Genomic DNA, 13,848 nt, shown 5'->3' with positions numbered 1-13,848 from the left:
GCTCTCGATTGGTACGCCCCGCGAGGCGGGAACGAGGATGGCGGCTGAGCTTTTGGACTGTCCACTCGTAATGGTTCCCGGCGCGCACAACGGCCTGCGCGATCGTCCGGTAACGGCTGCCCAGACCGTCCGTGGCATCCTGGGGCTCTAGCAGCTGCAAAAAACAAAACAGGCTTCACCCGCAAACGTTTCGGCCGTGTTAACAAATGTGCTCAAAACCTCACGCCTGCGGCTTCAATCGTGCCGTCTGCCAACTCATAAAAATGTAACGACATTCACGTGCTTACCTGCATCGACAAGGTGCTACTCTGGTAGCATTTGGAACCCACCGCTACCAAGCGAAGCTATCGAAAGGGCCCCATATGCTCAATAATCACGAGGTCAATCTAACCGACGAGGAGGCTGCCGCCGAGGTCGCCCGCGTCGCGAAGACCTACCCCGTGGTGCGTTTGCTGTCGGCCGATCAGATTAAGAACGAGCCTAACTGCTTGCTCGCCGGCGATCGCTGCCCTTGTCTGCGTCAATCGAGTCTTGAGGCCTTGGCAGATTCGGGTGAGGTGTCGGAGCAACTGCTCAACGATGGTGTTGAGTACCGCGCCCGTCTGCGCCCTCTAAAGGTCGAGGGCGAGCCTCACGTCTTGCTGATGGTGCGTCCGATCGATGAGCAAGAGGCTGCAGAAGAGGACCTTGTCTACACCGACGTGCTGACGAGTGTGCACAATCGCCGGTATTATGAGGAAAAGCTCCGAAGCGCCCGTATGAATGCCGGCGTTGCGATGATCGACCTTGATGATTTTAAGGTCTTCAACGATACGTGTGGCCGTCATGCCGGCGACCTTGCGCTCGGTGCTGTGGCGACAGCCATACGCAGCGGAATTCGTTCGACTGACGAGCTTGTACGCTATGGCTGCGACAAGTTTGTGGTCGTCATGCCCAATATTCCCTCCGATGACTTCACCCGTCGCCTGCACCAGGTGTCCGATGCCGTTCATGCCACGATTGTTCCGGGCCATGAGTATGCGAGCTTGACGGCATGTGTTGGTGGCGTTCGCATTCATGGCGAGACGGTCGATGAGGGAGTTGGCCGCGCTGTCCAGTTATTGAGCCGCGCTAAGGCAAAAGCCGGTACGGTCGTGACCGATGCCGATTCCATTGAGGCCTTCCAAAGCGAAAAGCCTTCGGTGCTTATTGTCGATGACTCCGAGATGAACCGAGCCATTCTCAACGAGATGCTCAAGGACGAGTATTGCATCCTCGAGGCCGATAACGGTCGTGCGGCGCTCGACATGCTCGACCGCTATGGCGATGAGTTGTCGCTCGTGCTGCTGGATATTGTCATGCCGGGCACGAACGGCTTTGAGGTGCTGGCCGATCTGTCGCGCCGATCGGGTCTCGACAATCTGCCTGTCATCATGATCTCGAGCGAAGATTCCGATGATATGGTTCTGCGCGCTTACGAGCTGGGCGCCTCAGACTATATCAATCGCCCGTTTGACTCCCGTGTCGTGCGCCGCCGTGTAAGCAACACCATCCGCCTATACGCCAAACAGCGCCGCCTGACGAACCTGCTGTCCCAGCAGTACAACGAGCGCGTCAAGAACAGTCGCATGCTCATCGACATCATGGCCGGCGTCATGGAGCTTCGCAACGGCGAGAGCGGCAGGCACGTTACGAACATCGAGAAGCTGACCGAGCTGCTGCTTGGCTGTCTGGTCCGGCGTAGCGGCACGATCTCCCTCGACAATGAGGAACGCTCCACGATCGCCCTGGCTTCGGCGCTGCACGATATCGGCAAGATGTCGATTGACGATGCGATTCTCAACAAGCCCGGGCGCCTTACGCCCGAGGAGTTCGAGATTATGAAGACGCATACCACGATCGGCGCCGACATGCTGCGTGAGCTGGGTAGCCAACACGCCGGCAATGCGCTTATGGAATATGCGTACCAGATTGCGCGTTGGCACCACGAGCGCTGGGACGGCAAGGGTTATCCCGATGGCCTTAAGGGCGACGAGATCCCCATTGCCGCGCAGGTGGTCTCGGTGGCCGACGTGTATGATGCGCTGACGAGCGTGCGTGTGTACAAGGACGCTATCCCGCACAAGGAGGCAATCCAGATGATCCTGGACGGTAAGTGCGGCACCTTTAACCCGCTGTTGCTCGACTGCCTGCTCGAGGTGCAAGACCAAATTGCCGAGACGTTGGCACGCCCCGCCGATGTCGTCGCGTTTCCCACGATTTAGTTTGACCAAAGGAGTTTTAATCCATGATTTCCATGCGTGAGGCGTATGAGAAGGTCGGCGCTAATTATGATGACGCGTGTGCTCGGCTGATGGGCGGGGAAATGCTTGCCCGCTTTGCCCTCAAGTTTTTAGATGACGAGAGCATGGACAAGTTGGAGGCTGCCATGGCGGCAGGAGACGCCGAGGAAGCGTTTATGGCAGCGCACACGCTCAAGGGCGTGAGCCAGAACCTGGGATTCGATAATCTGTACGAGCCGGCGGTCGTGGTGACCGAGGCGCTGCGCGGCGCCGATGCCGTTGACGGCGCTCACGAGGGAATGCATGCGTTGCAGCAGCAATATGCGGCTACGATGTCGGCCCTGCGCGAAGCGGCCGAATAAGAACTTGCGAGCCTTGGCTGCCCCAAGTCCGTTGATGTAGTCACAAAAGGGCGCCCCGCCGGACCATGTGGCCGGCGGGGCGCCCTTCTGTGTTGTGCTGTCCGTGAACTAACGAGCCTGCTTTACCTTGGCCGCTGCCTCGACAAACGACTTCCACAGGTTAAAGTCGGTCTCGAGCGTCTTCCACGTGTACTCAGGGTGCCATTGCACGCCTAGACAGAATGGCTGGCCTTCGACCTCGATGCACTCGGGAACGCCGTCGGTTGCCTTGGCGACCAAGCGCGTGCTTTTACCCAGACGATCGACGCAGCAGTGATGCGCCGAGTTGGTCTGGATTAGCCTGTGCCCGCCAACCGCGCGCTCCAGCAGCGAGCCCGGCACGACCTCGACGGGGTGCACGGGATCGTTGAGCACGTGGGTATGACGCCACTGCGTGCGGCCCTCGCGCGCACCCAGGCTCGGCACGTCCATGCACAGGGTGCCGCCGGTGGCGACATTGAGCAGCTGCGTGCCTCGGCAGGTGGTAAAGAGCGGCTTCTTGGCGCGAAGCACCTCGTTAACCAGCTTAAACTCAAAACGGTCGCGAATCTCGCAGCACAGCGTGGGGTCGTAAGGACGCTCGTCGCCCCAGCGTTTGGGGTTGACGTCCGGGCCGCCGGGAATAGCGATACCGTCAGCGATTTCCACGTAATGACGGATAACATCGACGTCTTCGGTAATAGACATCTGCAGCGGCAGGCCACCGGCGGCAAGGATGGCATCGACAAAGACACTTGCGATTTCCTCGTTGGGGGAGAGCGTCTCGCTCAAAAACGGTTTTGCCTCTTCCCAACGCGGCGCGACGAGGATGAGCGGACGGTCGGCGGGGGCAACGTCGACGTGCGGGGTGTATGACGATGAGGTGCGGGTTCCGATCATAGGTGTTGCTTTCGAATCTAAAGGTGGCAGGGCGCATGGGGGACGTGGGACAACACTTCTGATGGATTTGTCCCACGGGGTGGCTGGTTAGTGGCCCTTAATGGAGTTGAGGAAGTCCTGGGCGCGCTTGGTCTGGGGATGGTCGAAGAACTCGTCGGGCGTGCCGGTTTCCACGATCTGGCCGTCGGCCATAAAGACGACGCGGTCGGCTACGCGGCGGGCGAAGTTCATCTCGTGCGTGATGACGATCATCGTCATGCCCTGCTGCGCCAGGCGAACCATGACCTCGAGCACCTCGTTGATCATTTCGGGGTCCAGCGCGCTTGTGGGCTCGTCAAAAAGCATGGCCTTGGGCTGCATGGCAAGCGAACGGGCGATGGCCACGCGCTGCTGCTGGCCGCCCGAAAGCTGTGCGGGCACCTTATCGGCCTGCTCGGCAACGCCCACGCGGCTCAGCAGGTCCATGGCGCGCTCGCGGGCCTCCTCCTTGGACACGCCCAGCACATCGACCGGCCCTAGCATGACGTTCTGCAGTACGGTCATATGTGCGAACAGGTTGAACTGCTGAAACACCATGCCCAGCTCGGCACGCATGCGGGCAAGGTCCTTGCCTTCCTGCGGCAGGGGCTCGCCCTCGATGAGGATCTCGCCCGAGTCGATGGTTTCCAGGCGGTTGATGGTGCGGCACATGGTCGACTTGCCCGAGCCCGAGGGGCCGATCACAACGACGACCTCGCCGCGATCGACTGACAGATTGATGTCGTTGAGAACGTGCAGGTCGCCATAGTGCTTATCGACGTGCTTGAGCTCAATCAACGGCTGATTGCCGGTAGAAGAAGTGCTCTGTGCCATGGTGCTCGGCTCCTTATGACTCGAAATGGTAAAGCGTTAGCGGATGATGGTCGCACCGGTCTTGTGCGAAACGTAGACAGCGGCCTTGTTGATCGCAACGTTGATGAGGATGTAGATGACCGCGATTACCAGGTAGACCGACACGAGGGCGTCGTAGTTGGTAATGAGCACGCGGGCATTTTGCATGAGGTCGGGGTAGCTCACCACGTAGGCGACGGTGGTGTCTTTGACTACGACCACAAGCTGCGAGATCAACGACGGAATGATAAATCGAATAGCCTGCGGCAATACGATTTTAAAGGTGATTTTAGCCTTGGAGAGACCGAGCGCCTGGGCCGCCTCGACCTGCCCGCGCGGTACGGCGTTGACACCGGCGCGGAAAATCTCGGCCAGCACGCCGGCTGCGGCGAGCGCGACAGGGAGTGTGAGCATCCAAAACGACGGCAGCGCGATCTTGTACTGGGGCAGCACCAAAAAGAAGAAGTAGATGAACAGCAGACTCGGCACGCCGCGGAAGAAATCGGTGAGCACGCGGCAGACCAGCTGCAGCGGCTTAATGTCGCTGGTACGGCCGAGCATAAGGGCTAAGCCCAGCACCAGCGCGATAGCGCCAGCGGTGAGTGCGACTTTAACGGTGCCCTCAAAGCCGGCAAGCAAGAACTTCCAGGTGGTGAAGTGCGTAAAGAAATACCAATAGTGGACCGAAAGCTGACCGGTCACATAAAAGCGCTGCAGTACCAGAGCGATGAGCGCGGCCACGGCAACGAGCGAAATGGCGGTGCCGATGCGAATCTTGGCGCGCATCTTGGGGCCGGGAGCCTCGTAGAGCGCATCGCGCATGGTGAGCGCGGAGGTGGAATGCTTGCTCATCGGAGGATCCTCACCTTCTTATCGATGTAGTTGCCAATGTGGCTCACCACAAAGGCCGTGCCCAGGTAGCCGAGCGCCGAGATAAAGAACGCGGCGACGCCGCCGAGCGAGCGCGTGTTGATGTAGCTCACCACGCCAGTGAGCTCCTGCGGTTTAAGCGGCACCTGGCTGCCCAAGGCGGTGGTGAGCATGACGGCGATAAAGAGGTTGGTCATGGGCAGCACGCTCGAGCGCAGCGCCTGCGGAATCACGATTTTGGCGAGGACACGGCTGAAGCTCATGCCCAGCGAGCGGGCGGCTTCCACCTGGCCGACGCCTACGGTGTTGATGCCGCTCATAAAGTTTTCGGAGCCAAAGGCCGAGCCCAAGAGGACCGTGGCGACGATAACGCAGGTGCGGTAGGGCAGAACGACCTTGAGCGGCGGCAGTGCGTAGACGACGATGATGAGCAGCGCGATGCCGGGGATGTTACGGAAGACCTGGACATACAGGTCGCCAAAGACGCGCAGCGGCTTGAGCGGCGACACGCGCATCACGGTGACGGCGACGGCCAGCACCATGGCGATGGCAAACGACTCAAGCGTCATGCCCCAGGTTGCTAGCAGCGCGTCGATATAGTTCTGGCCATAGAGCGACCAGAGTTCGGAGAGACTCATGCGGACCTCCCGCCGATAAGGAAAGGGGCTCCCGTGTGTACGGAAGCCCCGACAACTCAGTGAGGAAACAGTTTACCGCAATAAAGCGCATCATGCGTTTCCGTATGGTTTCGTTGCGGCCGTTACCAGGCTCGCTGCCTAGGCGCCGATCTCGGGCAGCTCGGGAACGTTGGTGTCGCCCGTACGGTCGCCGATGCAGATCTGCCACAGCTCGGTCCAGGTGCCGTCGTCCTCAATCTTCTTAAGGAAGTCATTGACGAAGGCGACGCCGTCGGAATCGAGCGGCAGGCCGATGCCGTAAGGCTCCTTGCTGCCGAAGGGCTTGCCGGCGATCTTGTACTTGCCGGGCTCACGAACCAGGGCGCTCTGCTGCATGTTGTTATCGATGACGTAGGCATCAACGCGACCCTGCTGGAGTGCCTGGCGGGCCTCCTCGTCGGTCTTGAACTCCTGCTGGCTGGCCTTGGGGGCGAACTCCTCCAGGATGGCGGGGCCGTTGGAGCCGGACTGGACGGCGACGTTCTTGTCGGCCAGGTCGTCGACGCCCTTGATGTCGTCGTTATCGGCGAGCACCAGGATGGCCTGCTGCGTGTAGTAATAGGGACCGGCAAAGGAGACGAGTTTCTTGCGCTCGTCAGTGATGGTGTAGGTGGCAAAGACGGCGTCGACCTGGCCATTCTGCAGGACGGACTCGCGCGTGTCCGAGGTTACCTGGGTGATCTCGACCTTGTTCTCGCCCAGAATGTAGTTGGACAGGAGCTGTGCGATACCGGCGTCGAAGCCGCGGGTCTGACCGTCTTTCTCGTTGAGGAGGGAGAAGAGCGTGGAGGTCTGAACGCCACCGATCTTAAAGACGCCGGCGTCCTTGACGGCCGTCGCCCAGGTGCTGGCGGCGATGGCGTCGTCATCGGCCTTGGGGCCGTTGTCGACGAGCTTGTCGAATGCCTTGGCGTCGAGCGTGGTGGAAGCCTCGGTATCCTCGGAGCTCTTGGAAGAGCCGGCGGCGGAACCCTTGTCGGCCTCGGCGCTGGTGTCGGAGCAGCCGGCAAGACCAAGGCCGGCGACGGTTGCGAAAGTGGCGGCAACGAAGCCGCGACGGTCGAGAACGACCTGCTGGGAGAGGTTCTTGCTCATGGTAGAACACCTTTCTCAATAAAATCCCTAGCGGTTGAGTAGAGTTATACCCTATCGCGCTCAAATGGGTCAATACGAAATAACTCAGAAACATACTTACCTTATGGGTTATTGTACCTACCAAAAAGGGACAGGTTTATTTTGGCAGGTTTTATCTGGGCAAACGTCGATTATTGCAGCTGAGATAGCGCTTTGCGGACGGCGTGGTCGCCCGCAGCGGTCGCTATAATGGCGGCAACGCGACACGTATATAAGTAAGGAGATCGCGTATGAACGGCTATTCGTTTTTCGCGCCGACCATGACTTGCTGTTTTGTCTCAATCTGTAACAGTTAGACGGTAATTCGGGCCCTAGATGTTACAGATTGAGATAATCGCGTCGCGAAAATAAAAACCTCCGCAGGGATGCTTCCCTTGCGGAGGTTTTCTTACTCGTTGAGTAGTCTCACGGCTTCGGCGGCCATGTTCTCGACCGTCATGCCATTCTGCGCGAGCAGTTCGTTGGGGTCGTAGCGGTCGGGGAAGCTCTTGGCGATGCCGAAGGTGCGCGTGCGCAACGGCGTGCATGCCAGATAGCATGCCACGCGCTCGCCCCAGCCGCCGTCCAAGATGCCGTCCTCGAGGGTGACGACGACGCGATGCTCGGCGGCAAGGCTGTCGAGGAACTTGCGGTCGAGCTCGGTTGCAAAGCGCGGGTTGACGAGCGTGGCCTCGATGCCGTACTCGGCAGCCAAGCGGTTTGCCACGCGTTCGCCCAGCTCAAAGAAATCGCCGAGCGCGAGCACTGCTACGTCGCGACCTTGGCGCACTACGTTGTAGCGAACGACGCTGTAGTCGGCGTCCTCGGCGGGCGCCAAGTCGGGGCGGATAACCAGGCCGATGCCCGGTACACGAATCGCCACGGGATGCTCGCGGTGGTCGAGCGACCAACTCAGCATGGACAGGTATTCCTCCATGCAGGCCGGCGCCAAGTAGCGCATGTTGGGAAGACCGCCCAGCATGGAAATATCAAAGAACGAAAGGTGCGTCTCGGACGTGGTGCCAAAGATCGACGCGCCAAACACCAAGATGGTTGCGGGGACATCGTTGAGGCACAGGTCGTGCCACAGTTCGTCGTAGGCGCGCTGCAAAAACGTGCCGTACACACCAAAGACTGGCTTGGCGCCCGAGCGCGCAAGCGCGGTGGCAAAGGTCACGGCGTGCTCCTCGGCAATGCCAACATCGACGAACTGTTTGCCGGCGGCAGCGCGAAGCTCGGGTGTAAAGCCCATGATGTAGGGCGTGGCGGCCGTGATACCCACGACCTGCGGATCGCGCTCGATGGCGGCGCTGAGCGCCTCGCCCGTAATGTCGGCATAGGTGCGCGGCGCAGGCTCGCTCGGATGGCCCGGGCAGAGCTTGCGCCCTGTTGCCATGTCAAACGGACCAACGTGGTGCCAGCGTTCGGGGTCGTTCTGGGCTGGCTCAAAGCCCTTGCCCTTGGCGGTGGAGACGTGCAGCACGATGGGATGATCGATATTGCGCAGTTCCTGCAGCGCGTCGACCAGGGCCAACACGTCGTTGCCGGCGTCCAAATAACGGTAGTCGAGTCCCATCGCGCGGAAAACGTTGCGCTCACAGGCGCCGTTGCTGGCGCGCAGCTCGGCCAGATTGCAATACAGGCCGCCATGGTTCTCGGCAATGGACTGGTCGTTATCGTTGACGATGATGATCAGGTTGCTGTCGAGATCGGCGGCATTGTTGAAGCCCTCAAACGCCAGGCCGCCCGAAAGCGAGCCGTCGCCAATGATGGCGATGACGTTGTATGCATCGCCCGCCAGGTCGCGAGCGTGCGCTAGGCCGCAGCCCAGGCTCACCGAGGTCGAGGTGTGACCCATGGCGAACAGGTCATGCTCGGACTCGTCGGGATTGGCAAAGCCAGAGGCCTCGCCAAAGCGCTTCGGATCGATATAAGTGTACGCGCGCCCCGTCAGCGCCTTGTGGGCGTAGGTCTGGTGCGAAACGTCAAAGACAATCTTGTCGATAGGGGAGTTAAACACGCGATGAAGCGCAACCGTAAGCTCAACGACGCCCAGGTTGGGGGCAACGTGCCCGCCGACGGCGGCGGAGCTTTCGAGGATGGCGTGGCGAATCTCGTCGCAGAGCTGCGGGAGCTCGGCACGATTAAGAGCCTTGACGTCCTCGGGCGTTGTCGTTTGCGTAAGCAGCATCGTTGTGGGTTACTCCATGCGAATCGAGCGTCGGCGCTCCCTCGGCCGACACAATTGCACAAGACAGTCTCGCACATTTTGGCGTTTGATATGTGACGGCGGCGCGGTAATTCGCCAACTGGTGGGGCAAAACGTTTTGTCCGATGCCATACTGGTAGATTCGATGATGATTTTATTCCATGCGTGCAGGCCGTGGCTTGTCGCTGTGAGTCGCTGGAAGGAGGCAGCATGTCCGATGGCGTTCGTGCCGAGAAAATCGCGTGCGAAGTAGACCATGCTGCCCGTCAACTGGCACAGGCGGGCCGTCTGGACCTGACGCGCGAGTTTATCCAGCATGGCGATGTGACGGTGTATGCGCATGTGATCTCGGTGGCGCGGGCGAGCCTGTCCTTTGCCGAGCGCTTGGGCCGTGCAGGCATTTTGGTCGACCGCGCCTCGTTGCTGCGCGGAGCCTTGTTACACGATTTCTTTCTCTACGATTGGCACGACCCCAACCCGAGCCATCGACTGCACGGATTTCGTCACCCGTTTTTTGCCCTGGCGCGTGCCGAGGAAGATTTTGAGCTAACGCCTCGCGAGCGGAATATTATCACGCGTCATATGTTTCCGCTGGTACCGGTTCCGCCGACGTGTCGTGAGGCCTGGATTGTGTGTATGGCGGATAAGTGGTGCGCGCTGTGCGAGACAGTTGCCGGCCGTCTGCCGCGCAGGGGCTGCACAGATGATTTGAACGAAGGCTCGAGCGAGAAGAGGAGAGGGTAGACGGTGGGGACCGCGATCGACATGTCCTTTGACGGCGCGACGCTTGCCGCCTGCCCGCTTTCGGCACTGGTGCTCTCGTTTGCCTTCTACGTTTTTGCGGCTGGGCATGGGAATCGACAGTCTGCGCCATGCTCAACCACGGACGCTTTGCCAACAGCGGCTTTTTGCTGGGACCGTGTTGCCCTATCTATGGCGCGGGTGGCATTGCCTGCTGGCTGCTGTTGCGCGGGATTCCGGATGCCCCGAGCCAGTTTGTCGCTGCAGCGCTCGTATGCAGCGTGATTGAGTACAGCGTAGGCGTGCTGTTGGAAAAAACAACGGGCGCTCGCTTTTGGGACTATTCGCATCTGCCGTTTAACCTGCACGGACGTATCTGTCTGTACTGGGCCTGCGCGTTTGGCCTGGGTGCGTTGTGCATTTGCCGTTTAGTGGAGCCGGCATTGCTGGGGCTGCTTGGCCATCTGCCGGTGCTGATTGTGCGGTTGTCCGCCTTTATCGTCGCGGTCGCGATGATGGTCGACGCGTTGTGCTCATTGGCGAGCTGGCGGCGTCTGTCTGATCAGCTGGAGCGCGTCCGGGCCGACCTTGCCGACCGCATCAACGAGTCGCTTGCCGACGCGTCCGACTCAATGCTCGAGCGCATTCCCGATTCTACGATTGACTCGGTGGCACAGACGCACATCCGTAGCCGTGCCGTTAACGCGTGGCTGGCCGAGCTGGGTGACGCCGCGCTCGATGCCCTGCGCGAGAAGGCTTCGATGCCGACGTTTATCGCGGATGGTGCTCGCGGCCTGGCGCTTGCCGCCCGCCGCGTGGCCGATGCCGCGCCGAGCATGCCGCGTCCGTCGCTCAGTCGTCGCCTTGCCGGTAAGTGCATGAGCCGTCCGGTACCGAGCGTGTCACTCAGCCGCCGCGACCTACGCTTTTTCAATGCCTTCCCGCGTCTGCGCATCAATCGCTACGAAGGTGTCATTCGAGCAACTAATCTCCGCGACCGCGCCCACGAGCTGTTTCGGCGCTAGCCGGGATGGGCGCGCTCACGGCTCCCTTGCTCGCGTATTTCCCGTTCGTTTCGCGCCCGTTGCCGCGCCGTTTCCAAGATTGCGGCACCGTTTCCATTCGACAACGCCGCGTTTAACAACGCCGTATCTGGTCTACACCAGTTGCCCCTCGGCCGCATTATGGGCGCCGACAACGTTCATGCGATCAAGGGGGAGCGAATGTTCGATACGGGATCGACAACGTTTATGCTCATCTGCACCATGCTCGTGTTTTTAATGACACCGGGCCTGGCGTTTTTCTATGGCGGCCTGTCCAGGCGCAAAAATGTCATCAACACCATGCTTATGTGCTTTGGCGCCATTGGCCTGGTTGGTGTGCTGTGGATTGTTGCCGGCTGGTCACTGGCCTGCGGCGGCGACGGTTCCAGCCCGTTTATTGGAGGCCTTGACCAGCTGCTGTGCCTGCCGGTGCTCGGCCAGGTGCTGCAGGCGGCCGAGGGCAATGCCGCGGACGGTGCCGTCTACCCTCAAATCATCAACATCGCCTTCCAAATGGCGTTTGCCATGATCACGGCAGCTATCGTCACGGGCAGCCTGGCCGGCCGCGTTAAGTTTGGTGCCATGACGGCCTTCCTGGGCATTTGGCTGCTCGTGGTCTATGCGCCGCTCGCCCACATGGTCTGGGGCGGCGATGGCTCCTTTATCGGCGACATCATCGGCGCACTCGACTTTGCCGGCGGCGACGTGGTGCACATTTCGTCCGGTCTCACGGGCCTGATTCTCTGCTTAATGCTCGGCCGTCGTCGCGGTTTTGGCATGGTGAGCTATCGCCCGCATAACGTGCCGTTTGTGGCGCTGGGCGCCGGCCTGCTTTGGTTTGGCTGGTTTGGCTTTAACGGCGGAAGCGAGTTCAAGGCCGACGCCGTGGCGGCGCTCGCCATCCTCAACACCGTGACGGCCAGCGCGGCGGGCATGGTCTCGTGGCTTGCCGTCGAGCGCGTGCGCACCGGCCGCCCCACGCTGGTGGGTGCCAGCACCGGTCTGGTTGCGGGCCTTGTGGTGGTCACGCCGGGTGCGGGCTTTGTCGAGCCGTGGGCGGCGCTGGTCACGGGCCTGATCGTATCGCCCGTCTGCTACCTGGCCATCAGCCATCTTAAGACCAAGTTTGGCTACGACGATGCGCTCGACGCGTTTGGTTGCCACGGCATCGGCGGCATCTTGGGCGGCGTGCTCACAGGCCTGTTCTGTGTGCCGGAGCTCTCGTGGACTGGTAAGGGCGGCCTGTTCTACACGGGCGACGTGTCGCTGCTCATCTCGCAGATTTTGGGCATTGTGGTGACGGTCGCTATTGTGTTGGTGCTCGATTTGGTGATCGCCGCGGTGGTCAAGGTGCTGTTCCACGGCAGTCTGCGCGTGGACGAGGCCGACGAGGCGCTGGGCCTGGATGCGAGTCAGCACGGTGAGAGCGCGTACCCTTCGTTCTCCGGGCTCGATTAGCAGCTTCCCCAAGCTCCGCACCTTGCCGTTCAATCGTCGCGCGGCTTTCCCAGGCACCCGACCTTACCCCTCAAACCGTCGCTTGCGTACCGAAGTACGCGGCGCTCCTCTTTCGGGGCAATCTCGGGCACCTGGAAAACCCGTGCCATGTGAAGAACAATCAATTTCTTTTATTAAAGAGAGGAATTCACTATGAAGAAGATTACGGCGATTGTTCGCGCCGAGAAGCTTGAGGTTCTTAAAGATGCGCTGTTTGCTGCTGATGTTCGCGGTATGACTATCAACCAGGTGCAGGGCTGCGGTGCGCAACATGGCTGGAAGGAATACGTGCGCGGCAACGAGTTGCTTGTTAACACGATCCCTAAGGTGCAGTTCACGCTCATTTGTGCCGATGAGCATGTCGACGGAATTGTCGACATCATCTGCAACGTCGCTCGTACCGGTGCCGTTGGAGACGGCAAGATTTGGGTCGAGCCGGTCGAGGAAGTCATCCGCATCCGTACCGGCGAACACGGCCCCGCCGCGGTGTAGAATCGACCGTCTACCATCCGCAACGTTAAAATGCTGCAATGAGGCACAAGACTTGCGTTGTGGATGGACGGATTATGGGTCGTAATAAATATCCCGAGGAGACTGTCGCGAAGATTCTCGACGCGGCGCTGGAGCTATTCTGCGTACAGGGTTATGAGGGGACGAGCATCCAAGACATCGTCGACCGCCTCGATGGCATGACCAAGGGTGCTGTCTATCATCACTTTAAGAGCAAAGAGGAGATTTTCAACGCCGCATTTGATCGGGCAACGGCTCCGATTGCTGAACACCGTCGCGCGACACTCGGTGCTGGCAATATGACGGGAGCTCAAAAGCTCAAACGACTTTATGCGCCCGAGTCCGTCGTTCCGCAAATCGAGCTATGGGCTCGCATGCATCCTGCGGCAGATCCGGTAAAAAGCTCGCGGCTGCTGGCGATGCAGTACCAAGGTTCGTTTGACGAGTCGGCCGATGGCAATCTCTTGCCAGTAATCGAGGAGGGCATCGCCGACGGCTCCATTGCGTGCGAATGCCCGCGCGAAGCAGCGGAGGCCGTATCGTTGTTAGCGAATCTTTGGCTGCTGCCATTGTTCCGTCCGCTCGAGCCCAAGGAGCGAATGCTCGCTCGCGCACAATGTTTGGCACAGATGGCGGCAGCGGTGGGGCTCGATTTGGGTAATGAAGTGCTCCAGACAACGGCCCAGATTTGGGACGTATGGAACCGTGCCGGGTGGTAATATAGATACCAACGGTATGTAATTGATTTGTGAGGGTAGCCACGGCTGCCCTTTTCAA

13 protein-coding genes are annotated in these 13,848 nt (G+C 60.2%); 7 read left to right on the top strand and 6 right to left on the bottom strand.

Annotated features, from left to right (window positions below):
- Positions 1–362 precede the first annotated feature (362 nt).
- Together AB5750_RS01045 and AB5750_RS01040 are read left to right on the top strand one after the other, a co-directional pair.
- Positions 363–2,243 (top strand): diguanylate cyclase, encoded by a 1,881-nt coding sequence (locus tag AB5750_RS01045; RefSeq protein WP_368145116.1) that lies wholly within the window; start codon positions 363–365, stop codon positions 2,241–2,243.
- 23 nt (positions 2,244–2,266) lie between these two features.
- Positions 2,267–2,623: an Hpt domain-containing protein gene (locus tag AB5750_RS01040; RefSeq protein ID WP_368145114.1), complete on the top strand. Its 357-nt coding sequence runs from the start codon at positions 2,267–2,269 to the stop codon at positions 2,621–2,623.
- A gap of 108 nt (positions 2,624–2,731) precedes the next feature.
- On the opposite strand, the gene AB5750_RS01035 is transcribed toward AB5750_RS01040, so the two are convergent.
- The 6 genes from AB5750_RS01035 to AB5750_RS01010 all read right to left on the bottom strand — a co-directional run bounded on the left by AB5750_RS01035 (position 2,732) and on the right by AB5750_RS01010 (position 9,262).
- Positions 2,732–3,541, bottom strand: coding sequence for a gamma-glutamyl-gamma-aminobutyrate hydrolase family protein (locus AB5750_RS01035; RefSeq protein ID WP_161144628.1), 810 nt, complete (start codon positions 3,539–3,541; stop codon positions 2,732–2,734).
- A gap of 87 nt (positions 3,542–3,628) precedes the next feature.
- Positions 3,629–4,393 carry an amino acid ABC transporter ATP-binding protein gene (locus tag AB5750_RS01030; protein WP_089572310.1) on the bottom strand — a complete coding sequence of 255 codons (765 nt, stop codon included), beginning with the start codon at positions 4,391–4,393 and terminating at the stop codon, positions 3,629–3,631.
- A 36-nt stretch (positions 4,394–4,429) separates the two neighbouring features.
- Positions 4,430–5,263 carry an amino acid ABC transporter permease gene (locus tag AB5750_RS01025; protein ID WP_368145112.1) on the bottom strand — a complete coding sequence of 278 codons (834 nt, stop codon included), beginning with the start codon at positions 5,261–5,263 and terminating at the stop codon, positions 4,430–4,432.
- A complete protein-coding gene (locus AB5750_RS01020) occupies positions 5,260–5,919 on the bottom strand; it encodes an amino acid ABC transporter permease (RefSeq protein WP_368145110.1) in 660 nt (219 codons plus the stop codon). The genes AB5750_RS01025 and AB5750_RS01020 overlap by 4 nt, the downstream gene beginning before the upstream one ends.
- A gap of 138 nt (positions 5,920–6,057) precedes the next feature.
- Positions 6,058–7,053: a glutamate ABC transporter substrate-binding protein gene (locus AB5750_RS01015; protein WP_138113223.1), complete on the bottom strand. Its 996-nt coding sequence runs from the start codon at positions 7,051–7,053 to the stop codon at positions 6,058–6,060.
- A 427-nt stretch (positions 7,054–7,480) separates the two neighbouring features.
- Complete coding sequence (locus AB5750_RS01010; protein WP_368145109.1) at positions 7,481–9,262, bottom strand: 1-deoxy-D-xylulose-5-phosphate synthase; 1,782 nt, start codon at positions 9,260–9,262, stop codon at positions 7,481–7,483.
- A gap of 228 nt (positions 9,263–9,490) precedes the next feature.
- On the opposite strand from AB5750_RS01010, the gene AB5750_RS01005 reads away from it, so the two are divergent.
- The 5 genes from AB5750_RS01005 to AB5750_RS00985 all read left to right on the top strand — a co-directional run bounded on the left by AB5750_RS01005 (position 9,491) and on the right by AB5750_RS00985 (position 13,790).
- Positions 9,491–10,024: an HD domain-containing protein gene (locus AB5750_RS01005; RefSeq protein ID WP_368145107.1), complete on the top strand. Its 534-nt coding sequence runs from the start codon at positions 9,491–9,493 to the stop codon at positions 10,022–10,024.
- 128 nt (positions 10,025–10,152) lie between these two features.
- Entirely contained in the window at positions 10,153–11,046 is an 894-nt protein-coding gene (locus AB5750_RS01000) for a putative ABC transporter permease (RefSeq protein ID WP_368145106.1), read from the top strand.
- Between the two features lie 198 nt (positions 11,047–11,244).
- Positions 11,245–12,522 (top strand): ammonium transporter, encoded by a 1,278-nt coding sequence (locus AB5750_RS00995; protein ID WP_368145105.1) that lies wholly within the window; start codon positions 11,245–11,247, stop codon positions 12,520–12,522.
- A 192-nt stretch (positions 12,523–12,714) separates the two neighbouring features.
- Positions 12,715–13,053, top strand: coding sequence for a P-II family nitrogen regulator (locus AB5750_RS00990; RefSeq protein WP_368145103.1), 339 nt, complete (start codon positions 12,715–12,717; stop codon positions 13,051–13,053).
- A 74-nt stretch (positions 13,054–13,127) separates the two neighbouring features.
- Positions 13,128–13,790 carry a TetR/AcrR family transcriptional regulator gene (locus AB5750_RS00985; protein ID WP_035137606.1) on the top strand — a complete coding sequence of 221 codons (663 nt, stop codon included), beginning with the start codon at positions 13,128–13,130 and terminating at the stop codon, positions 13,788–13,790.
- Positions 13,791–13,848: the final 58 nt, after the last annotated feature.

Source organism: Collinsella aerofaciens (assembly GCF_040926185.1).
Lineage (GTDB): Bacteria > Actinomycetota > Coriobacteriia > Coriobacteriales > Coriobacteriaceae > Collinsella > Collinsella aerofaciens_BC.
Note: the sequence above shows the minus strand (reverse complement) of the source record. Positions and strands in the feature narration are given on the sequence as shown.

Coding starts and splice junctions, on each gene's coding strand:
- AB5750_RS01045 (WP_368145116.1), top strand. CDS start 363: ATGCTCAATAATCACGAGGTCAATCTAACCGACGAGGAGGCTGCCGCC.
- AB5750_RS01040 (WP_368145114.1), top strand. CDS start 2,267: ATGATTTCCATGCGTGAGGCGTATGAGAAGGTCGGCGCTAATTATGAT.
- AB5750_RS01035 (WP_161144628.1), bottom strand. CDS start 3,541: ATGATCGGAACCCGCACCTCATCGTCATACACCCCGCACGTCGACGTT.
- AB5750_RS01030 (WP_089572310.1), bottom strand. CDS start 4,393: ATGGCACAGAGCACTTCTTCTACCGGCAATCAGCCGTTGATTGAGCTC.
- AB5750_RS01025 (WP_368145112.1), bottom strand. CDS start 5,263: ATGAGCAAGCATTCCACCTCCGCGCTCACCATGCGCGATGCGCTCTAC.
- AB5750_RS01020 (WP_368145110.1), bottom strand. CDS start 5,919: ATGAGTCTCTCCGAACTCTGGTCGCTCTATGGCCAGAACTATATCGAC.
- AB5750_RS01015 (WP_138113223.1), bottom strand. CDS start 7,053: ATGAGCAAGAACCTCTCCCAGCAGGTCGTTCTCGACCGTCGCGGCTTC.
- AB5750_RS01010 (WP_368145109.1), bottom strand. CDS start 9,262: ATGCTGCTTACGCAAACGACAACGCCCGAGGACGTCAAGGCTCTTAAT.
- AB5750_RS01005 (WP_368145107.1), top strand. CDS start 9,491: ATGTCCGATGGCGTTCGTGCCGAGAAAATCGCGTGCGAAGTAGACCAT.
- AB5750_RS01000 (WP_368145106.1), top strand. CDS start 10,153: ATGCTCAACCACGGACGCTTTGCCAACAGCGGCTTTTTGCTGGGACCG.
- AB5750_RS00995 (WP_368145105.1), top strand. CDS start 11,245: ATGTTCGATACGGGATCGACAACGTTTATGCTCATCTGCACCATGCTC.
- AB5750_RS00990 (WP_368145103.1), top strand. CDS start 12,715: ATGAAGAAGATTACGGCGATTGTTCGCGCCGAGAAGCTTGAGGTTCTT.
- AB5750_RS00985 (WP_035137606.1), top strand. CDS start 13,128: ATGGGTCGTAATAAATATCCCGAGGAGACTGTCGCGAAGATTCTCGAC.